At 67.4% G+C, this 20659-nt stretch carries 19 protein-coding genes and 2 pseudogenes; 8 read left to right on the forward strand and 13 right to left on the reverse strand.

Features of this window, described 5'->3' with window-relative positions; genetic code table 11:
• Positions 1-31 precede the first annotated feature (31 nt).
• From upp to G6N13_RS08595, 5 genes are all read right to left on the reverse strand, one after another.
• Entirely contained in the window at positions 32-661 is a 630-nt protein-coding gene (upp, locus tag G6N13_RS08575) for a uracil phosphoribosyltransferase (RefSeq protein WP_163696201.1), read from the reverse strand.
• Positions 661-1884 (reverse strand): URC4/urg3 family protein, encoded by a 1224-nt coding sequence (locus tag G6N13_RS08580; RefSeq protein ID WP_163696203.1) that lies wholly within the window; start codon positions 1882-1884, stop codon positions 661-663. The genes upp and G6N13_RS08580 overlap by 1 nt, the downstream gene beginning before the upstream one ends.
• Positions 1884-3137, reverse strand: coding sequence for a GTP cyclohydrolase II (locus G6N13_RS08585; protein WP_163696205.1), 1254 nt, complete (start codon positions 3135-3137; stop codon positions 1884-1886). Before G6N13_RS08585 ends, G6N13_RS08580 begins: the two co-directional genes overlap by 1 nt.
• 497 nt (positions 3138-3634) lie before the next feature.
• Positions 3635-4000: a hypothetical protein gene (locus G6N13_RS24305; RefSeq protein ID WP_179965107.1), complete on the reverse strand. Its 366-nt coding sequence runs from the start codon at positions 3998-4000 to the stop codon at positions 3635-3637.
• 271 nt (positions 4001-4271) lie between these two features.
• Positions 4272-5312, reverse strand: coding sequence for a zinc-binding dehydrogenase (locus tag G6N13_RS08595; RefSeq protein WP_163696207.1), 1041 nt, complete (start codon positions 5310-5312; stop codon positions 4272-4274).
• A gap of 190 nt (positions 5313-5502) precedes the next feature.
• Between G6N13_RS08595 and G6N13_RS24985 the strand changes: the two are divergent.
• Positions 5503-5736, forward strand: a pseudogene (locus G6N13_RS24985) (PPOX class F420-dependent oxidoreductase); the annotation flags it as partial.
• A 26-nt stretch (positions 5737-5762) separates the two neighbouring features.
• Here G6N13_RS24985 and G6N13_RS08605 read toward each other — a convergent pair.
• The gene (locus tag G6N13_RS08605; RefSeq protein WP_163696211.1) at positions 5763-6380 is read right to left on the reverse strand and encodes a TetR/AcrR family transcriptional regulator; all 618 of its coding nucleotides are present in this window, start codon (positions 6378-6380) and stop codon (positions 5763-5765) included.
• A gap of 114 nt (positions 6381-6494) precedes the next feature.
• Here G6N13_RS08605 and G6N13_RS08610 point away from each other — a divergent pair, with 114 nt between their 5' ends.
• Positions 6495-7871 (forward strand): cytochrome P450, encoded by a 1377-nt coding sequence (locus G6N13_RS08610; protein WP_163696213.1) that lies wholly within the window; start codon positions 6495-6497, stop codon positions 7869-7871.
• On the opposite strand, the gene msrA is transcribed toward G6N13_RS08610, so the two are convergent.
• The gene (gene msrA / locus G6N13_RS08615; protein WP_163696214.1) at positions 7868-8377 is read right to left on the reverse strand and encodes a peptide-methionine (S)-S-oxide reductase MsrA; all 510 of its coding nucleotides are present in this window, start codon (positions 8375-8377) and stop codon (positions 7868-7870) included. The genes G6N13_RS08610 and msrA overlap by 4 nt on opposite strands.
• Positions 8378-8451: 74 nt before the next feature.
• Positions 8452-8598, reverse strand: a pseudogene (locus G6N13_RS08620) (peptide-methionine (R)-S-oxide reductase); the annotation flags it as partial.
• Between the two features lie 193 nt (positions 8599-8791).
• Between G6N13_RS08620 and G6N13_RS08625 the strand changes: the two are divergent.
• The 5 genes from G6N13_RS08625 to G6N13_RS08645 all read left to right on the forward strand — a co-directional run bounded on the left by G6N13_RS08625 (position 8792) and on the right by G6N13_RS08645 (position 13152).
• Positions 8792-9292, forward strand: coding sequence for a nuclear transport factor 2 family protein (locus G6N13_RS08625; RefSeq protein ID WP_163696217.1), 501 nt, complete (start codon positions 8792-8794; stop codon positions 9290-9292).
• Complete coding sequence (locus tag G6N13_RS08630) at positions 9289-10308, forward strand: NAD-dependent epimerase/dehydratase family protein (RefSeq protein WP_163696219.1); 1020 nt, start codon at positions 9289-9291, stop codon at positions 10306-10308. Before G6N13_RS08625 ends, G6N13_RS08630 begins: the two co-directional genes overlap by 4 nt.
• Positions 10309-10397: 89 nt before the next feature.
• Entirely contained in the window at positions 10398-11768 is a 1371-nt protein-coding gene (locus G6N13_RS08635; protein WP_163696221.1) for an NAD(P)/FAD-dependent oxidoreductase, read from the forward strand.
• A gap of 89 nt (positions 11769-11857) precedes the next feature.
• The gene (locus G6N13_RS08640) at positions 11858-12235 is read left to right on the forward strand and encodes a DUF427 domain-containing protein (protein WP_163696224.1); all 378 of its coding nucleotides are present in this window, start codon (positions 11858-11860) and stop codon (positions 12233-12235) included.
• Between the two features lie 2 nt (positions 12236-12237).
• Complete coding sequence (locus tag G6N13_RS08645; protein ID WP_163696226.1) at positions 12238-13152, forward strand: DNA-3-methyladenine glycosylase family protein; 915 nt, start codon at positions 12238-12240, stop codon at positions 13150-13152.
• A 96-nt stretch (positions 13153-13248) separates the two neighbouring features.
• Here the strand turns inward: G6N13_RS08645 and G6N13_RS08650 are convergent, their stop codons facing one another.
• The 5 genes from G6N13_RS08650 to G6N13_RS08670 form a co-directional block, all read right to left on the reverse strand.
• Positions 13249-14694, reverse strand: a complete 1446-nt coding sequence (locus G6N13_RS08650) for a chloride channel protein (protein ID WP_163696228.1) — start codon at positions 14692-14694, stop codon at positions 13249-13251.
• A 27-nt stretch (positions 14695-14721) separates the two neighbouring features.
• On the reverse strand, positions 14722-14979 hold the full coding sequence (locus tag G6N13_RS08655; RefSeq protein WP_163696230.1) for an HPr family phosphocarrier protein: 258 nt from the start codon (positions 14977-14979) through the stop codon (positions 14722-14724).
• A 61-nt stretch (positions 14980-15040) separates the two neighbouring features.
• Positions 15041-17056: a PTS fructose transporter subunit IIABC gene (locus tag G6N13_RS08660; protein WP_163696232.1), complete on the reverse strand. Its 2016-nt coding sequence runs from the start codon at positions 17054-17056 to the stop codon at positions 15041-15043.
• 13 nt (positions 17057-17069) lie between these two features.
• A complete protein-coding gene (gene pfkB / locus G6N13_RS08665; protein ID WP_163696234.1) occupies positions 17070-18077 on the reverse strand; it encodes a 1-phosphofructokinase in 1008 nt (335 codons plus the stop codon).
• Entirely contained in the window at positions 18074-18853 is a 780-nt protein-coding gene (locus G6N13_RS08670) for a DeoR/GlpR family DNA-binding transcription regulator (RefSeq protein WP_163696237.1), read from the reverse strand. The genes pfkB and G6N13_RS08670 overlap by 4 nt, the downstream gene beginning before the upstream one ends.
• Positions 18854-18956: 103 nt before the next feature.
• Here G6N13_RS08670 and ptsP point away from each other — a divergent pair, with 103 nt between their 5' ends.
• The gene (gene ptsP, locus G6N13_RS08675) at positions 18957-20654 is read left to right on the forward strand and encodes a phosphoenolpyruvate--protein phosphotransferase (protein ID WP_235677974.1); all 1698 of its coding nucleotides are present in this window, start codon (positions 18957-18959) and stop codon (positions 20652-20654) included.
• Positions 20655-20659 lie beyond the last annotated feature (5 nt).

The raw sequence follows: 20659 nt of genomic DNA on the forward strand, positions 1-20659 counted from the left end.
CATTGCCTGGGAGAGGGCTGTGGACAATGTTTCATTTGGTGCCGAACAGCCGATCCCCGGCATCGCCGAGGCCCGGCACGATGTAGCTCTGCTCGTCGAGGCCGCGGTCCACCGCCGCGGTGTAGATCGGCACCTCGGGATGGGCGTCGTGCAGTGCGGCGATGCCCTCCGGGCAGGTGAGTAGGCAGACGAACTTGATGGACCGGGGCCGGAACTCTTTGAGCCGGTCGACCGCCGCGACGGCTGAGTTGCCGGTGGCCAGCATCGGGTCGACGACCACGACCTGGCGCTCGTGCAGGTCGCTGGGCATCTTGAAGTAGTACTCAACGGCGACAAGCGTTTTCGGATCCCGGTACAGGCCGATGTGGCCGATGCGTGCGCCCGGGACCACGGTCAGCATCCCGTCCAGGATGCCGGTTCCGGCCCGCAGGATCGAGACGAACACCAGCTTCTTGCCGTCAATGACGCTGCCGGCGGTGGTTTCCAGCGGGGTCCGCACCTCGATCTGGTGGGTCGGGGTGTCGCGTAGCACCTCGTAGGCGAGCAGCGTCGAGATCTCGTTGGCCAGGCGCCGAAACGTGTTGGTTGACGTCTCCTCGCGGCGCATCAGGGTCAGCTTGTGCTGCACCAGCGGGTGATCGATCACATGGATATCGCGCATCAGAACACCGTGCCATCACTGACGATCGACAGTGGCGGCAGGCCCCCGCGCAGCTGCTGGGCGAGCGTCCGGCCGGCTGCCCAGGTGCCGCCCTCCAGGATCCGCGCCAGCGGCATCTGCGCGGCGTCCACCCCCAATTGTTCGCGGACCAGGGGGGCCAGCTCGTCCAGCAACGTCACCGTCAGTGCTCGCCACTCGACCACCAATTCATCTGGGGCGGTGAAAGTTCGGGCAGCGCTGCCGGGGTCTCGCAGTCTCAGCACACCGGTGTCGAGCAGCAGGCCGCCGTTGCGGTACTCGGGCAACCCGGTCAGTTCGTCGAGATCGGTCACCGTGCGACCGGCCCAGCCGAAAGGCTCCAACAGCGAATAGGTTAACCACTGCGAGAGTTTGTGGAACGGCATCCAACCCGCGGTCAGGCCGGACCCGCGCAATGCCCTGTGCCGCCAGCAGTCGCCGATCGGCTGGTCACCGATCATGCTGCCGCCCGGCCAGATTGGGGCCAGCGCGCTCAGGATCACGGTGAGGATGTGGTGTGCCCGGACCTCGTCGCGGCCCGGTATGGGCACCGCGTCCAGTAACCCGGCCGGCCGGCCGTCGGTACCGAAGGTCTCCGGTGCGGCGGATAGCACCGTACCCAGCCGGCGCAGGATCGCCACCCGGCCGTCGAGCCCGACCAGCGGGTTGGTGGCGCCGTTCTGGAATGCCGCACTGAGCTTCTCGGTGGTCAGGGCGGCCAGCCCGGCGGCGTCGGCGCGCAGCGGATCGCCGGGATCTGATGAGAACAAGCCTCCGGTGAACGCATGAAAGCTGGCCACCGCCAAGCCTTCCGAACGGCTCAGCCGAAGACACGTTCCCGGTTCGAGGTAAGACCAGGATGGGCCGGCGCCGGCGTCGAGCAGCACGCTGATCACAGTGAGATCGACCAGGGCCCGGGCATCGGCACCGGTGAGGAGACTTTTGCGGTCGACCCCACCGGCCTCGAAATGGCGCCACCGGCTGTGGAACGGGATCTGCAGGTCCGGATAGCTGTCCCGGGTGACCTCGGCGACCAGCGCCGCAGCGGACGCCAGCGCCTCGGCGTCAACGGTGAACCACGGAGACTCCCCGGCGCGAGCTCGCTCGGTCAAGAACCGAGCCCGCGCCCGCACGGCGCGCGTGCTGCGCAGTGCCGCGGTGGCGCCCGCCGGGGTGTCGGCGTCGACCTCGATAGCCGAACCCATCAGCCCTCCAGTCCGCGGCCCTTGGCCTTCCTCAGCTCCTCGGCGTCGGGCACCGGGCCGGGCGTGAAGTAGCCGGCCGCCATTTTGGCGTCGATCTCCACCCGCGCATCGGCCGGGATCAGCTCGTCGGGGATGTTGACGCGTTCGCTCACCTCGATCCCCGAGCCTACGATCGCGTCGTACTTCATATTGCTCATCGAGACCAGGCGATGGATCTTGCGAATCCCTAACCAGTGCAGTGCATCCGGCATCAGCTCTTGGAAACGCATGTCCTGGACGCCGGCAACGCATTCGGTGCGGGCGAAATACGCCTCGGCGGTGTCGCCACCATCCTGACGCTTGCGGGCGTTGTAGACCAGGAACTTGGTCACCTCGCCCAGCGCGCGGCCCTCCTTGCGGGAGTAAGCCACCAGTCCAACCCCGCCCCGTTGCGCACCGAGGATGCATTCCTCGATGGCATGGGTCAGATAGGGCCGGCACGTACAGATATCGGAGCCGAACACATCCGAGCCGTTGCACTCGTCATGCACCCGGGCGGTCAGTTCCACCGCAGGATCGGTGAGATCGTGTGCGGCGCCGAAGATATAGAGGGTCTGGCCACCGATCGGCGGAAGGAATACCGCAAGATCCGGGCGGGTGACCAATTCGGGGTACATACCGCCGGTCTCCTCGAACAACACGCGGCGCAAATGAGCCTCGCTGCAGCCGAACCGTTCTGCGACACCGGGCAGATACCAGACCGGTTCGATCGCGACCTTGGTCACCAGTGCCGCCCCACCGGACAGCAGCACCTGACCGTCGGGAACCAGCCGGCCCTTGTCGATGGCGTCGGCGACCTCCGGCAGGATCACGTGTGCCTTGGTCACTGCGATCGTCGGGCGGATGTCCTGGCCGTTGGCCAGGTCGGCGGCGAAGGCGTCAGCCACCATCGCGCCCCACGGGTCCAGGCTGACGATCGCCGTGGGATTGCCCCACTGCGGGTAGGGGCCGATGCTGTCGGTGGGGGAGGTATTGGTCAGGTCCGCGCGATGGTCGCGGGACAGGGCGCCGGCCGCGACGGCCAGCGCGCGATACACGCTGTAAGAGCCGCTGTGGGTGCCGATGACGTTACGGTGGCTGCGAGTGCTGGTGGTGCCGATCAGCGGTCCGCGCTCGCCTGCGGTGGCTGCGCCCCAGCTGATCGGCAGGGCGCCTTCGGCGCCGCGGTGCGATGTCAGCCGGATGTGCCCGGGGCCCTTCGGTGCGGCAGACATGTTTGCTCCTCTAATCCAGGAGATCCGGCGGTCGGCTGGGTGCCGACCCGCAGGAAAGGCGCAAGTTTAGTCATATTGCGCGGTGCGTGCCGGGAAGGAATGTAGCCGCGCTAAAGAACCCTGTTGGTAATCCCGTTCGCGACCCTCAGTGGGAGTCAGGTTTCACTCCGTTATGAAGCCATATCCGATGCGCGCGCCACTCACTGTACAGCGCAAATAAGAGACGGCCCAAAGCAAGCCGGATGTCTCCGCGGTCAAGAGAAACCCTCGACGTTGCGAAATGAAATGCGCCAGACGAACGATGTTTTCTGTGCTCATCGGCCGGAAAGCGCAGCTGATGGTGGATATCTTCACCGCGACTCAAGGCTGGCGATAATAGTTGGCTACGACTGTGGTTTTGGTATCGGCGTAGATGTTTCGCTACCGCGTAAACACTCTCGGCAGTCTGGGTGCGAGCGCCGATCAACGGCCCACGTTCTCTTGCCCGTGTCGAGCGCTCACATCCCGAAGCGGGCGTTCCGTACGGCGTCGACGGCGGCCTGGGGTCCAGATACCGCCACTTGGGCTGCGGCCTGCCTGCCGAAGAGGTAGAGCAGTAGTTCGCCGGGCGAGCCGTTGAGCTCTGCAACGGGATCGCCTGTTCGGACAGTGATCCGTTGCTGGGTTCCCCTCCACACGATGTCGAGTCCGACTTCGTCGATCCGACGGCTCAAAAACCGGCTGCCGCGCTGGACGTTTCGCCAGAGGGCATTTTCCAGCGCGGGCGTCAGATCGTCACGAGGGCCCAGCCTGTTGGCTCGGCGGACGTCCTCATGGTGGACGAAGAACTCGCTGAGGCTCGCGAAGGACCGGACCCAGGGCACTCGGAAGAACCCCGGGGGGCCGGACTGGAGTCGTGCGACGAGCCAGCTGAATTAGCGGCGTTCGACCATGGCCGTCGTGCGGCGTTCTGCAAAACGTGCGGGAGGTCCAGGCAGGACGAGACATGGGGCAACGATCGGATCACGCTCGCGGAGCACGAGGTGGGCGTCAGTTTTCGGATTGTCCTTCCCTCGAGGAGGGGCGAAGCGCCCGTTCCGGATCGCCGCGACGGCGGCAGGTGGTGGGCGTCGAAGGTCTGCGCGGCGTCGTCACTCAAGGCTGGACGAGCACCCGGATTGGGTTGCCTTCGGCATGCTCGAGAATCCGGATCCCGTCCGCGATGTCTTCGAGCGGGATGATCTGACTGATCGAGCGCGACAGATCCAGCCGGCCGCGGGACACTAGCTGAGCCAGGGTTTCGATATCGGCGTTGTGGTAGCCGAGGTGGCCGAGCACCTGGCGTTGCACCAGATTGAACATCGACGTCGGCCCCAGGGTCGGTGTCTCGGCGCTCATACCGACCCCGACCAGCCGGCCGCCGATCGTCAGCGAATTCAGGGCCTGCTCGAAGGTGACTTTCAACCCGACCGCATCGAACGCGACATCCAGGTTCCGCCCGCCGGTTGCTTCAGCCAGCTTGTCGGCGAAATCGGGGTCGCGGGAATCGAATGCGTAATCGGCGCCGAGTTCCCGCGCGCGCTCGCGCACCGCCGGATTGATATCGACAGCGATCACGGGAACCGCGCCGACGAGGCGGGCCAGCTGCACGATGTGGGTCCCGACGCCGCCGACACCCCACACCCCGACCGACTCACCGACGGCCACCTTGCCCGTATGGACCACCGCGCCGAACGGCGTCGATACCGCGTCGGCCAGGATCGCGGCCTGTTCCAGCGGCACATTGTCGGGCACCCGGGTCAGCCCCGAGGCCTGCGCGACGGTGTATTCGGCCCAGGCACCGTCATAAGCGAAGGCCATCAACTGGATTCGCATGCAGTTGGCCAGATCACCGCGCCGGCAGTTTGCGCACTTTCCGCACGGCCGCCCGGCCGCAACGACGACACGGTCATCTTCGGACCAGCCGGTGACGCCTGGGCCGAGCTTGGCGATGGTCCCCGAGGCTTCGTGTCCCTGAGTCACCACCGGGCGCTGTGCCGGAAAGGTGCCGTTGATCAGGCTCAGGTCGGAATGGCAGATACCGCAGAACGCCACCTGCACCAAGACTTCACCGTCACCCGGCTCGGGGATCGGAATATCCTCCAGTGCAACGGTTTTGGTGTCAGAATAGAAACGTTCAGCGCGCATCGTGGCCATGTCACTCGACCCCGATCATCACCTCGGTCGACTTGGCCAACACCGTCGCCGGCTGGCCTTCGGTCAATCCGAGATCCGCGGTGATGGTGCCCTTGAGCTGATTGCGGGTCGACAAGCGCATGAAATCCTCCGTCGGTTCGATGCCCCCGAGCCTACGTCTCCGCCACGCACCGATGGCTAGAGTCGAGAGATGTCGCCCAAGATCGCCACCGCCGACACCGTAGATCTGCCTGCGCTGCGCGATTTCGTGCGGCCACGGCACCATATGGTGCTCACCACTTTCCGCGCCGACGGCGCGCTGCAGAGTTCGCCGGTGACCGGCGGCGTCGACGAGCAGGGTCGGCTGGTGATCGCGAGCTATCCCCGCCGCGCGAAATCGGTCAGCATCCGTCGCGCCGGGCGGGCCAGCGCCGCGGTGCTGACCCGCGCTTCTCACAGTGAAAGCTGGTGTCAAATAAGTGTTTTCGGGCCCAGTAGTGCCAGTGACACGGCTAATGCGGGCTCGATGATGTCGGTGACGGGCCGGCCGTCCTCAACGGTCTGAGCGGTGAGCTCGCGCAAACCGCCGACCAGGATCACCGCCGCCGCGCGCGAGAGCGGTGCCAGGCCTGCGGAGCGGAAGCCCTCGTTGGTGGTGAGCTCGACGATCATCGTCGCGAGCCGGCCGAAACCCCGGCGCAGGATGGGCCGGGCGTATTCACCGAGCGCGGGCAGTTCGCGGATCCAGCTGAGCGTGATGGCCGGCCGTTCCTCGATGGTGTGAACGTAGGCGACGACGGCCTGGCGAACCTGCTCGTACCAGGGCGCCGCCGCGTCGACGGCGTCGCGAATGGTGGCGACGAGCTCGTCGTTATTGGCCGTCAGCAGCTCGGCGAAGCAGTCTTCCTTGGTGCCGAACTGGCTGTAGAACGTGCGCTTGGAGGTTCGGGCATACCGGACGATGTCGGCGACGGTGGTGTCGCGGTAGCCGCGCTCGTCGATCGAGGCTGCGAGTCCGTCGAGCAGTCGCTGCCGGAAGTCGTCGTTGCGCCCGACGGCGGCGGCGTCATCGAGGGCGGTCGTGGTCATCGGACTCCCTTCCACTCGTCGCGCCCCCTTGTCAGGGCCGGTACTGACAGGTACCGTACCTCACAATCCCGTGGTACAACGCGGTACCGCGCCAGTGTTGGGAGGGCCTCACCGATGAGCGAAGCGCCAACTGTCGGAGCCGCCGGGTCGGCGACATTGGGCACAGACCGTCTGGTCTCGACCGAGCCGAAGCTGCCACCTGCCCCGGGCCTGCCGAGTGGCCTGCTCAAGCTGGCGTTTGTCGCGGCGCGCCGGCCGACAACGGATTGGCTGACCCGGCGCTACGGGCGCTGCTTCACCCTGCGGGTGCCGGTATTCGGGAACACCGTCGTGGTCTCAGACCCCGCACTGACCAAGCAGATCTTCACCACCAGCCCCGACGTGCTGCACAACATCCAGCCCAACCTGAGCCGGCTGCTGGGTCCGGGGTCGGTGTTCGCCCTCGACGGCGTGGACCACCGGGTGCGCCGAAAGCTGCTGACGCCGCCGTTTCACGGCAAGAGCATCAAGGCCTATGAGCAGATCGTGATCGAGGAAACTCTGCGCGAGGTCGAATCATGGCCACAGGGAACTGAATTCGCCACGCTTGAGCCGATGATGCACGTCACGCTCAATATCATTCTGCGGGCGATTTTCGGCGCCGACGGCTTCGAGCTGGAGCGCCTGCGGGACCTCATCCCGCGCTGGGTCACGCTGGGCTCGCGGCTGGCGGTGCTGCCTTCGCCCAGCCGCGAATTGCCCTGGACACCTTGGGAAAAGCTCGCGCAATACCGTCGTGAATACGAGAACCTGGTGGACACGTTGGTCAGCCGGGCCGAACGCGACCCCAATTTCGAGGATCGCACCGACGTGCTCTCGCTGTTCCTGCGCAGCAGCTACGAAGACGGCTCAAAGATGACGCGCGGTGAGATCGGCGACGAGCTGCTGACGCTGCTGGCCGCCGGCCACGAAACCACCGCCTCCACGCTGGCCTGGGCGTTCGAACGGATCTCGCGGCATCCGGAGGTGCTGCGCCGGTTGGTCGCCGAGGCTGAAACCGATGACAACAGCTACCGTCAGGCCACCATCTTCGAGGTCCAGCGCAACCGAACGGTGATCGACTTCTCCGGCCGGCATGTTGCGGTTTCGGCTTACGAACTCGGTGAGTGGACTGTGCCGCAAGGCTATTCTGTGATCGTCAGCCTGAACCAGCTGCACGAGAACCCGGAGATGTTCTCCGATCCGGACCGGTTCGATCCGCAACGCTTCCTCGACGCCAGGCCCAACACGTTCGCCTGGGTACCGTTCGGCGGCGGAACCCGCCGCTGCATTGGCGCCGCGTTCGCGAACATGGAGATGGACGTCGTGCTGCGAACGGTGCTGCGTAACTTCACGATTGGGACCACGACAACGCCCGGCGAGAAATGGCATTCGCGCGGAGTGGCCTACACGCCGAAAAAGGGTGGGCGCGTCGTCGTGTATCGACGAAACGCGCCCACCAACCAGTGCTAGACCTGCGCCCGCTTCGGTAGTTTCCAGCCCGGCCGCGGGAAGTGGCAGGTGTAACCGTTCGGGTAGTGCACCAGATAATCCTGATGCTCCGGTTCGGCATCCCAGAAATCGCTGGCCGGGGTCACCTCGGTAACGACCTTGCCCGGCCACAGCCCCGACGCGTCCACGTCGGCGATGGTGTCCAGCGCGACCTGCTTCTGATCCTCGTCGAGGTAGAAGATCGCCGACCGGTAACTGGAGCCGACGTCATTGCCCTGCCGGTCCTTGGTGCTCGGATCGTGGATCTGGAAGAAGAACTCCAGCAGCGCGCGGAAGTCGGTCTGCGCCGGGTCGTACTCGATTTCGATAGCCTCGGCGTGGCCCGGATGGTTGCGGTAGGTCGGGTGGTCGTTCTTGCCGCCCGTGTAACCGACCCGGGTGGACACCACGCCGGGCTGCTTGCGGATCAAATCCTGCATGCCCCAGAAGCAGCCGCCGGCCAGGATCGCCCGCTTGGTCTCGCTCACACGTCCTCCTTGGAAGTCTCGAATAAACCCGTGTAGTCGCCGTAGCCCCGCGCCTCGAGATCGTCGAGGTGGATGACGACGTCGACGTAGACACCCGGTTCGTGGTTATCCCAATACTGCCCGGTGAAGGGACGTTCGGTGCCGTTTTCCTGGGTCACCCGGTACTGCTCGGGAGGCAACGCGGACACGGCAGCGGGGTTCGGGTGATGTTCGTGCGCCATGTCCGTGTCAACCTCAACGGTCATTCAGATAGTTCCCATGTCACAGTTCTGTCAGAACTGCCGCGCACTGCAACCCGCGAGCCTCGGTGTCGCAATTGGCGGGCCGGCAACGGGGCCGGGCCTGGCCGGGAAAGTCCGGCGTGATCGGGACGGTTCCCCACATGCTCACTAGAACTTGTTCTAGTTTGGTCGGGTGGCGCGATTCTCCCGAGAAGAACTGACCGAAGCATTCGCAATTTTCGAGCAGACGGTCGCCGATGCGGCCCGCACACAGGACTGGGACGCCTGGGTGAGTCACTACACCCCCGACGTCGACTACATCGAGCACGCGATGGGCACGATGAAGGGCCGCGACGAGGTGCGCGCCTGGATCACCAAGACCATGGGCAGCTTCCCCGGTAGTCACATGACCGAGTTCCCCTCGCTGTGGTCGGTGTTCGACGAGGACACCGGCCGGGTGATCTGCGAGCTGGACAACCCCATGCGCGACCCCGGGGACGGCACGATCATCAGCGCCACCAACATCTCGATCGTCACCTACGCCGGTAATGGCCTGTGGTCGCGCCAGGAGGACGTCTACAACCCGCTGCGCTTCCTGCAAGCCTCGATGCGGTGGTGCAAGAAAGCCGAGAAGATGGGCACCCTCGACGAGGAGGCGGCCGCCTGGATGAAGGCCAATGGAGGGTTCAAGTGAGCTCACCGAAGCTCGTCATCGGGGCCAACGGCTTCCTCGGCTCGCACGTCACCCGCCAGCTGGTCGCCGACGGGCACCAGGTCCGGGTCATGGTGCGGGCCAACGCTTCCACCATCTCGATCGACGGTCTCGATGTCCAGCGCTTCGTCGGCGACATCTGGGATAACGCGGTGCTGCGCGAGGCGATGGCCGGGGTCGACGACGTCTACTACTGCGTGGTCGACGCCCGCGGCTGGCTCAGCGATCCCGCGCCGCTGTTCCACACCAATGTCGAGGGCACCCGCAATGTCCTCGAGGTGGCGAAGGATATGAACCTGCACCGCTTCATCTTCACCAGCAGCTACGTCACCGTCGGGCGCCGGCGCGGCAAGACGGCCAGCGAGACCGACATCATCGACCTACGCGGCGTGACGCCCTATGTGCGCTCGCGGGTGCAGGCCGAGGAATTGGTGCTGAGCTATGCGCGCGAGCACAATGTGCCCGCGATCGCGATGTGTGTGTCGACGACGTACGGCAGCGGCGACTGGGGCCGCACCCCGCACGGCGCCATCATTGCCGGGGCCGCATTCGGCAAGCTGCCGTTCGTCATGGGCGGTATCGCTTTGGAAGCCGTCGGAGTCGACGACGCCGCCCGCGCGATGATCCTGGCCGCCGAGCGGGGTCAGGTCGGTGAGCGTTACCTGATCTCGGAGAAGATGATCAGCAACGCCGACGTGGCCAGGATCGCCGCGCTCGAGGCCGGAGTTCCGCCGCCCGCCAAGACGATTCCGTTACCGCTCGCCTACGCGCTGGCCGCGATGGGCACAGCGAAGGCCCGGCTGCAGAAGACCGACGAGAAGTTATCGCTGGGCTCGCTGCGGCTGATGCGTGCCGAGGGTCCCGTGGACCACAGCAAGGCCGTTCGCGAACTGGGCTGGCAGCCCCGCCCGGTCGAAGAGTCCGTCCGGGAGGCCGCCCGCTTCTGGGTCGGGCTGCGCGAAGCCAAACGACAGGCGAAGGCAGCCAAGCCGGACTGAACCGGCGCTGAACCTGTGTGGCCGCGATTACGTGTCCCGCGCTGAAGATGATGACGCAGTATCACCGCTACGGGCTCTAGATTCGTACCATGCCCACGATTAACGGCGTCGTCTCCCACTGGTTCACCGAACTGCCCCACCCTCGCCCCGCCCTGCCCGGTGACCGCGACGCCGATGTCTGCATCGTCGGCGCCGGCTACACCGGCTTGTGGACCGCCTACTACCTGAAGCAGGCCGACCCGTCACTGCGAATCACCGTGCTGGAAGCCCGTTTTGCCGGGTTCGGCGCCTCCGGGCGCAACGGCGGCTGGCTGTCCGGACTGGCGCCCGGTCACCGCGGACTGCTGGCCAAGCAGTACGGTCGCGCCTCCGTGGTGGCCTGGCAGCAGACCCTCAACGCCGCCGTCGATGAGGTGATCGAGGTGGCGGCCAGGGAGAACATCGACGCCGACATCCTCAAGGGCGGCAACCTTGAAGTGGCCCGCAACGCGGCTCAGGCCCGCCGGCTGCGCGCCGAGGCTGACGAGGACCGCGAGTGGGGGACGGACGGCATCGAGCTGCTGAGCGCTGCCGAAGCCGCCGCCCGGGTCCAGGTGGACAGCCTGGTGCTCGGCTCGTTCAACCCGCACTGCGCGCGAATCCAGCCGGCCAAGCTGGCACGCGGTCTGGCCGACGTCGTCCAACGCCTCGGCGTGACGATCTACGAGCAGACGCCGGTGGTCGAGATCAGTCCAGGGCGGGCCCAGACCCCGATGGGCGCGGTGCGCGCACCGATCGTGTTGCGCGCCACCGAAGGGTTCACGCCGCGGATGCGCAGGCTGCGGCGGCGCTGGCTGCCGATGAACAGCGCGATGATCGCCACCGAACCGATCCCGGACGGCACCTGGGCCCGGATCGGCTGGGAGGGCCGCGAAACCATCGGCGATCTGGCGCACGGGTTCTTCTACGCACAGCGCACCGCCGACAACCGCATCGCGATCGGCGGCCGAGCCGTGCCCTATCGCTACGGGTCCCGCATCGATCACGACGGCGCCGTCGGCGCGGACACCATCGGCTACCTGACCCGGGTGCTCAACACCGTCCTGCCGCAGACTCGCGGGGTGCCGATCGCCCACGGTTGGTGCGGCGTGCTGGGCGTGCCCCGCGACTGGTCGGCCGGCGTCAGCCTGGATCCAGCGACCGGGTTGGGTGAGGCGGGCGGCTACGTTGGGCACGGGGTGACGGCGACCAACCTGGCCGGCCGGACCCTGACCGACCTGGTGCTCAAGCGGTCGACACCATTGACCGCGCTGCCCTGGGTCGGCCATCGCTCCCGTGCCTGGGAGCCGGAACCGTTGCGCTGGCTCGGGGTGCGGGGAATGTACACCGCCTACAAGGTGGCCGACCGGCACGAGGCGCGCGGGCGATCCACGACATCACCGATCGCCGTTGTCGCCGATGCCATCGCGCGCAGGCCCTAGGGCCCGGGAATCATGCAGGCCCGAAGGCGCGGGAATGATGGGCGCGCGGCGGTGTTGCGTCAACTACGTCTAACTCCAGGAGGACCACGATGAGCACCCGAGAGATCAGGCAGCCCACCGCCGAGCATCCAATCGCGATCACCCCGACCACCGGCCGGGTCCAGGTCCGGGTCAACGGTGAACTGGTCGCCGACACCCGCGCCGCGCTCGGCCTGGCCGAATCTACTTATCCTGTCGTCCAATACATTCCTATCAGTGATGTCGACCCTGCGGTGCTGACCGCTACCGGCACTCAGACGTACTGCCCGTACAAGGGCGACGCGAGCTATTTCAGCGTCACGGCCGCGGGCACGACCGTCGAGGACGCGATCTGGACCTACAACGAGCCCTATCCCGCGGTTGCCGCGATCGCCGGGCGCGTCGCGTTCTACCCGGACAAGGCCGACATCAGCATCGACCCGGACTGACCTTGGCCGCTGTCGAGCGCACGCTGGTGTTCCCCGGCCCGGCCAGCCCCGGGCTGACGCTCGCGCCGCAACGCCGCGGCCCGGGTGACCCGTGCTACCAGCTCGACGGCGAGCGGGTGATCTGGCGGACCAGCCTGCTGGCCAGCGGTCCGGTCACCGCGCGGATCCAGCGCACCGCCCCCGCCACCGTCGGCTGCCAGGCCTGGGGCGAGGGTGCCCACGAGTACCTCGACGCCCTGCCCGCGCTGCTGGGGTGCGACGACGACGCCAGTGGCTTCCGTCCGCAGCACCCGGTGGTGGCGGCCGCGGCGGCGCGCGTCCCGCATCTGCGGCTCGGCAGGACCGGACGGGTGCTGGAGGCGTTGATCCCGGCCGTGATCGAGCAGCGGGTACCCGGTGCCGACGCGTTTCGCGCCTGGCGATTGTTGGTCACCAAGTTCGGCACCCCGGCTCCGGGGCCTGCCCCGGTGCGGATGCGCGTGCCGCCGTCGGCGGAGGTGTGGCGGCGCATCCCCTCGTGGGAGTTCCACCGCGCCAACGTCGACCCCGGCCGCGCCCGCACTATCGTCGGCTGCGCGCAGCGGGCGGCGACGCTGGAGCGGTTATCGGGGCGTGCCGCAGTCGAGGCCCGCGAAGCTCTCATCACACTCCCCGGTGTGGGGGTGTGGACGGCGGCCGAGGTCGCCCAGCGTGCCTTCGGTGACGCCGACGCACTCTCGATCGGCGACTATCACATCGCGAAGATGATCGGTTGGACATTGATCGGCCGACCGGTCGACGACGCGGGGATGGTGGAGTTGCTCGAGCCGATGCGCCCGCACCGCTATCGCGTCGTCCGGATGCTTGAGGCCAGCGGCCTAGCCTACGAACCGCGCCGTGGAGCCCGACTCCCGGTCCAGCAGATCAGCACGTTGTAAACGCCTTGTTGCCGGCTTGTCGGACGCGAAGAGCACGAGAAATGTGCGGGCGCACGAGGCTTTGCTGAATCGTGTTGAGACAGTGACCAGGGGCCGCTACCTGTCCGGGGCGTCATCCTCGGCGGTGGCGATGATTTCCGGAGCCGGGTTGGCGACTCGTTCGGCGGCCGCGGTCTCACGATTGAGCCGCTGGGCCTGATAAATCGAGACCGGCGTGCCGACGATGATCAGGTATGCGATGCCGACGGCGACCATAGCGCCCGGGACCACCGAGAACGATCCGGTCATCTCGGCGACCATGAGCATGACGGCCAGCGGCGCATGAGCGGCGCTGCCGAAGCACGCCATCATGCCGGCGATCACGAAAACCGCTGGGCCCGCGGGCACTGCGGGCAAACCGGCCAGATCGGCCAGCCGCCACAGCGCCGCGCCGACGAAGGCGCCGATGACGATGCCGGGCCCGAAAATGCCTCCGGAGCCGCCACTGCCGATGGACAGCGATGTCGCAACGATTTTGGCGATCGGGAGTACCAGCACGATCCACAGCGGAATCGACAGCAGCCCTTCCTTGGTCGTCGCAATCTGCACCCAGCCGTACCCGCTGGACAGGATTTGTGGGATCGCGAGAGCAAGCAGGCCGACCAGCAAGCCGCCGATCGCGGGCTTGATGATCTTGTTGCCGGGCAGCCGGCCGGTGAGTGCGACGGTGCCGTAGAAGAATCGTGCATAGAGGTATCCCATTGCCGCCGAGGCGATTCCGATCACCGCGAACCAGCCAAGCTGCGCGGGATCGAAGACGTAGTCGTGTGCGACGAATCCGAACATCGGCTCGAAACCGAGAATCGAGCCGTAGATCGCGTAGGCCGTCCCGGAGGTGACGAACCCGGGGATCAGCGCCTTGTAGTCGAAATCCTCGCGGTAGACGATCGAGGCGGCCAGCACCGCGCCACCCAGCGGCGCCCCGAAGATCGCGCCGATGCCTGATCCGATACCCAGCGAGACCGCGACGCGGCCGTCGGCGTCGGACAGGTCGAAGACCCGCGTCAGCAGGGACCCGAATCCTGCCGAGATTTGGGCAGTGGGCCCCTCGCGACCGCCGGAGCCGCCGGAACCGATCGTCAGTGCGCTGGACACCAGTTTCACCAGAACCGCGCGGACGCGGATCGAGCGGGGGTTGGTGTGGACGGCGTCGATGGCATTGTCAGTGCCGTGGCCCTCGGCTTCGGGCGCCAGTTTGGCCACCAGAACGGCCGAGACCAGCGCACCGCCGAACACGATCAGCGGAATGGCCCATGGGCGGACCAATCCCGCCGAACCGGTGCCGCCTCCGTCGGCGTACGCCTGCGGCGGGTGATAGCCACCGAGGTAGCCGAGCAGGAACTGGCCGGTGTAGTCCAGAGCGAGGTAGAAGATCACGGCACCCAGCCCGGCGGTCACGCCGATCGCGACCCCGAGAATCAGCCACTTACGAATGTAGGGGGACTGCCGCAGGAATTCGCCCAGCCATCCGCCTGCCCTGCTACCGGTCGGCGCTTGGGCCATAGGCGAAGGCTAGCAGCGCGGGGCAGCTCAGGCGTCGAGGTCTTGCCGGACCAGGTCGGCGATGCTCGCGCACGCGGCCTCGTCCTCGGAGGCGACGGTGACCTGTGCACCATTGCCGGCGCCCAGGGTCATGATCATCAGAGCCGAACCAGCGTCTACCGGCTCGCCGCCGTCGACCGATAACGTCACCGGGACGCCCGCGTTGACAACGGCTTCGGCGATGATCGCGGCGGGGCGGGCGTGTAGTCCGATCGCCGAGCCGACGATGACGGTCTTGGTGTGCATGAGACTCCCTCTGTTGGCGCCGAATTCGATGTCATGGAGATGTTTACTCGAACTTCTGCGGTCAAACGTTGGAAAGCGCGGGGGTGGTGGCCGAAGAACTGCGGATGAATTGCTTGGCGCCGAGCACCGCGAATGCGCTGACGACGGCGCCCGCGGCCAGGGCCACCAGGAACCACACCAGGTTGCCGATCGCGAAGAACACGAAGATCCCGCCGTGCGGCGCCTTGAGTGTGACGTCGAAGGCCATGATCAACGCGCCGGTGAGCGCACCGCCGGCCATCATGGACGGGATCACCCGCAGCGGGTCAGCGGCCGCGAACGGGATCGCGCCTTCGGAGATGAACGAGGCCCCCAACAGCCATGCGGCCCGGCCATTCTCGCGTTCCGGCTCGCTGAACAGCCCGGGCCGGATCGTGGTGGCCAGCGCCATGGCCAGCGGAGGCACCATACCGGCGGCCATCACCGCGGCCATGATGCGCAGCGAGGCGGGATCGGCGACATTGAGCCCGGCCGTGGCGAACGCGTAGGCCGCCTTGTTGACCGGACCGCCGAGGTCGAAGCACATCATCAGGCCCAAGATCACGCCGAGCAGGATCACCGATGCGCCGGTGAGGCCGTTGAGCCAGTTGGTCAGCCCGGAGGTGATCGCGGCGAGCGGGCGGCCCAGCAGCAGGAACATCAGCAGGCCGACGATCAGCGAGGCGAACAGCGGGATGATCACCACCGGCATCAGGCCGCGCAGCCACTGCGGGGTGTTCGCCTTGCTGATCCACAGCGCCGCGAACCCGGCGATCAAACCGCCGACGATACCGCCGATGAACCCGCCGCCGACGTACACCGCGACCGCGCCCGCGGTGAAACCCGGCGCGATACCCGGCCGGTCGGCGATGGCGAACGAGATATAGCCGGCCAGCGCCGGAACCAGGAAGCTGAATGCCAGCCCGCCGAGGGTGAACAACACCGCGCCGAGGTATTGGGTGAAGCCACCGCTGGGCAGGTTGGTCAGCGAGTTGGTGGTGGCGATCAGATTGCCCAGCGACTTGGTGGCGCCGTCCGGGGTGTTGGCGATGTCGTAGCCGGCGAACAGGAAGCCCAGCGCGATCAGCAGGCCGCCGGCCGCCACGAACGGAATCATGTAGCTGACACCGGTCAGCAGGATCTGCCGGATCCGGGTGCCCCAGCCGACCCCGCCCGCGGGCGCGCCGGCGTCGGCCGCAGCCGCAGTGCCCTCCACCCGTGGGGCCTTCGGGTTATCCGATGCCGCAACGGCTTCGGCGATCATAGTGTCTGGCTCGTTGATGGCCCGTTTGACGCCGGAGGCGATCACTGGCTTGCCCGCGAACCGCTGACGGTCCTTGACCCCGACATCGGTGGCGAAGATGACGGCGTCCGCGCCGCTGATCGTCGCCACACTCACCGGTGTGCTGCCCGAGGAACCCTGGGTCTCCACCGTGAGGTTCACCCCGGCCCGCTCGGCGGCCAGCTTCAGTGCGTCGGCGGCCATATAGGTGTGCGCGATGCCGGTCGGGCACGCCGTGATCGCCACGATTGACTTAGCCTGTGCCGCTATGGGTTTGGTGATGGCGGGGGCAGCGGAGTCTGGCGTTGCGCCATTCGGGTTGACCACGCCGTTGACCAGACCCACCACGTCCTTGGCGGAGGCGGCATCCCGTAGCGACTGCACGAAGTCGGGCCGTACCAAGGCGCGCGCGAGGCTGGACAGCAGCTTCATATGCTGGGCGCCGGCGCCGTCCGGCGCGGCGATCAGGAACACCAGGTCCGCCGGACCGTCGGGCGCGCCGAAGTCGACCTTCGGTGCCAGCCGGGCGAATCCGATCGACGGGCTGGTGACCGCCGCCGAGCGGCAGTGTGGAATCGCGATACCGCCGGGAAGCCCGGTGGCCGACTGTGCTTCGCGGGCCATGGCCGCCGCGAGAAGCGCGTCGCCGTCGCTGACCCGTCCGCTGTCGGCGAGTCGGGTGGCGAGCCGGCTGATCACTGACTCCTTGTCCGACCCGGCGTCGACGTCGAGCAGCACCAGGTCGGTGCTGATGATGGCGGTGGTGGAGTTCGTCATGGAACGTGCCTTTTCAGTCTCGGGCGGGCAGAGCTGGGTGGGTGTGGGAATCGTCAGTGCAGGGCGATATCGGGGTGACTGCGACATCGTCGAGGTCGATCTCGGCCGGCGACGGGAGCGCCGAACCGGGAAGTGCCGCAGCAGCACTGCCGTAAGCGACAGCCATCTGCAGCCGTTGAGGCGCCTGCGCGCCACCGACATCGGCGCGAATGTAGCCCGCGAGGGAGGAGTCGCCGGCGCCGACGGTGCTCCTGGGCTTGATCGGAGGTGGAGTGGCCAGCCAGCTGCCGGTGCCGTTGACCAGTAGCGCGCCGGCCGCGCCGAGGGTGGCCAGCACGGTCGAGGCTCCGCGGTCGAGGAGCTGGCGGGCGGCGGCGACGACGGGATCGGGATTACCCTGGGCCAGGGCATCTTCCAGTGTCTGCGCAGCTACCCCGGCCAGGCTGGCGAGCTCCTCGGAATTCGGCTTGATCAGATCTGGTGCGGCGGTGGCGAAACCGGCGGCCAGCGCCGCCAGCGGGGCGTCGGAAGTGTCGACTGCGACTTTGCAGTCATAGGACTGCAATTGGGCCACCACATCGGCGTACCAGCCGTCCGGAACTCCGGGCGGCAGAGAACCCGAGAGCACCACCCAGCTCGCCCCTGCCGCACGATCGAGGATCGCGTGGGCGAACGCGGTCAGCGCAGTCGCATCAAGCGCCGCGCCAGGCTCATTGATCTTCGTTGTGGTGCCGTCGGATTCGGTGATCGCGAGGTTCGTACGCACCGCGCCGTCGATGGGTACCAGATAGAACGGCACACCGCAGGACGCCAGCGCCGCCACGATCGGGTCGTGCCCAGCGGCCGGCAGCACAGCCACAGTGTCCAAGCCGGCCAGCGTCAGTGCACGTGCGACATTGACACCCTTACCGCCCGGTTCGGTCGTCACTGACCGCACCCGGTGCACCGCACCGCGTATCAGCTGGCCGGGCAGCGTCACTGTCCGATCGATACTCGGGTTGGGCGTAACAGTGACAATCATGATTCCCACTCTGCCACAACGACTTCGATACCCTGAGCGGTCAACTCGGCGCGGTCAGCCGGGTTGATCTCGCGGTCGGTGATCAGGGCGTCGACACTGCCGATCGGGGCGAAGCTGACGAACTCCTCGCGGCCGATCTTCGACGAGTCGGCCAGTACCACAACGTAGTTGGCGCAGCGGACCATTGTGCGCTTGACGGCGGCTTCGTCGCCATCGGGGGTCGAGAGCCCGTGGCGTAGGGTGATGCCATTGGTGCCGATGAAGGCGATGTCGACTCGCATCGTGTCGAGTGCAACTAAGACCGACTCGCCGACGGCGGCCTGGGTCAGCCCGCGCACCCGGCCGCCGAGCAGCTGCAGATTGATGGTCGGCATGGCAGCCAATCGGGCGGCGATCGGCACCGAGTTGGTGACTGCCACCAGCTCGCGGTCGGCGGGCAGCATGGCCGCGACGCGCGCGGTGGTGGTGCCGGCGTCGAACAGCACCGTGGCACCGGAGAGCGGGAGGAATTCAACGGCGGCGCGGGCGATGGCTCCCTTGTGGTCGGCGCGGGTGGTCTCCCGCTCGTCGACGCCGGGCTCGACCACATGCAGTGCGCGCACCGGGACCGCGCCGCCGTGCACCCGGCGCACCAGCCTGGCCCGGTCAAGCACTGCCAGGTCGCGGCGGACGGTCTCGGTGGTGACGTCATAAGCCAGGGCCAGTTCCGCCACCGAGGCCCGCCCCTGGGACAGCACTCGAGCGGCGATCGCCTGCTGACGTTCTTCCGGGTACACAATTCTCCGTTTATGTGGGTATGACACCGAATGCAATGTTGGTATGTGTTGTTTTACCCCTGTTCGTGTTGACTTGTCAACGAATCGTTGTAACCTAGTTCACATGCCCGCCTCATCCACACCTACCTCACTCGGTGCCGGACAGATCCTCGCCGGCGTACCTGTCGTCCCCGGCGTCCGCTACGCACCGGTGGTCCGCCCCGGCCGGCTCCCTGCCATCGACGATCTCGATCCCGGGGGTGAGCTCGCCGAAGACAAGCGCGATCACGAGGTGGCCAGATTCACCGCGGCGGCGGCCACGGTCGCCGGGCGGCTGCGGGAACGCGCCGCTAGTGCGACTGGCGCCGCCTCGGAGGTGTTGGCCGCCACCGCGATGCTCGCGCAGGACCGTGCCTGGCTGGGCGCGGCGGAAAAACGCATCAAGGAAGGCTTCCCGGCAGTCCGTGCGACCGCTGCTGCGGTGGACCAGTTCGTTGACCTGTTCGCCAAGATGGGCGGGCTGATGGCCGAGCGCGTCACCGATCTGCGCGACATCCGGGACCGAGTCGTCGCCGAACTCAGCGGCCTCGCCGAGCCCGGGGTGCCGGTGCCGGACCAGCCCGCCATCCTGTGCGCCGAGGATCTCGCACCCGCTGACACCGCCGGGCTGGACCCCACCCTCGTCGTCGGCTTGGCCACCACGCTCGGTGGCCCGACCAGCCACACCGCGATCATCGCCCGCCAGCTGGGCATCCCGTGCGTCGTCGCGGTCCATGGTCTCGACGAGATCCCGGTCGGCACCGAAGTTTTGATCGACGGAACCCGCGGCACCCTCAGCGTCTCGCCCGACCCGGCCGAGGCCGCCGCGGCTGTCGACGCCGCCGCGGCCGCCGCCGCGGCGATGGCCGGCTGGACCGGCCCCGGGGCCACCGCCGACGGCCACCCGGTGTCGATCCTGGCCAATGTCCAGGACGGCTCGGCCGCCCGGTCGGCGCGGGAAACCCCGGCTGAAGGTATCGGGCTGTTCCGCACCGAACTGTGCTTTCTCAACCGCGACACCGAGCCCACGGTCGAGGAGCAGGCCTCGATCTACGGCGAGGTGCTCGACGCGTTCGCCGGTTGCAAGGTCGTCATCCGCACGCTGGACGCCGGATCCGACAAGCCGTTGAAGTTCGTCGGGCATCCCGACGAGGCCAACCCCGCACTCGGTGTGCGCGGGATCCGCATCGAGGCTCTTCACCCCGAGGTGCTCGAGCGTCAGCTCGACGCAATCGCGCTCGCGGCCGAGCGGACCGGCAGCGCGCCGTGGGTGATGGCGCCGATGATCGCCACTCCCGATGAGGCCAAACGGTTCGCCGACCGGGCTCGTGAGCGGGGCCTAGTGCCCGGCGTGATGATCGAGGTTCCTGCCGCCGCGTTGCTGGCCGATCACATCCTGGCCCACGTGGAGTTCCTCTCGATCGGCACCAACGACCTGGCCCAATACACGATGGCGGCCGACCGGATGTCCGCGGAACTGGCTACCCTCACCGATCCCTGGCAGCCCGGCGTGCTGGCGCTCGTCGCGCAGACCGCACGCGCCGGCGCCAATCGGGGCAAGCCGGTCGGAGTCTGTGGCGAGGCCGCCGCCGACCCGCTGCTGGCCTGCGTACTGGTCGGGCTCGGCGTCACCTCGCTGTCCGCGGCGGCGGCCGCCGTGACGGGCGTCGGCGCCAAACTCGCCTCGGTCACCCAGGCGCAATGCCGCGCCGCCGCCGAAGCGGTGTTGACCACCGCGAGCGCAGCCGAGGCCCGAGCGGCCGCACTCGCAGTCCTGGACTGACGGAA

Source organism: Mycolicibacterium sarraceniae (genome assembly GCF_010731875.1).
Taxonomy (GTDB): domain Bacteria; phylum Actinomycetota; class Actinomycetes; order Mycobacteriales; family Mycobacteriaceae; genus Mycobacterium; species Mycobacterium sarraceniae.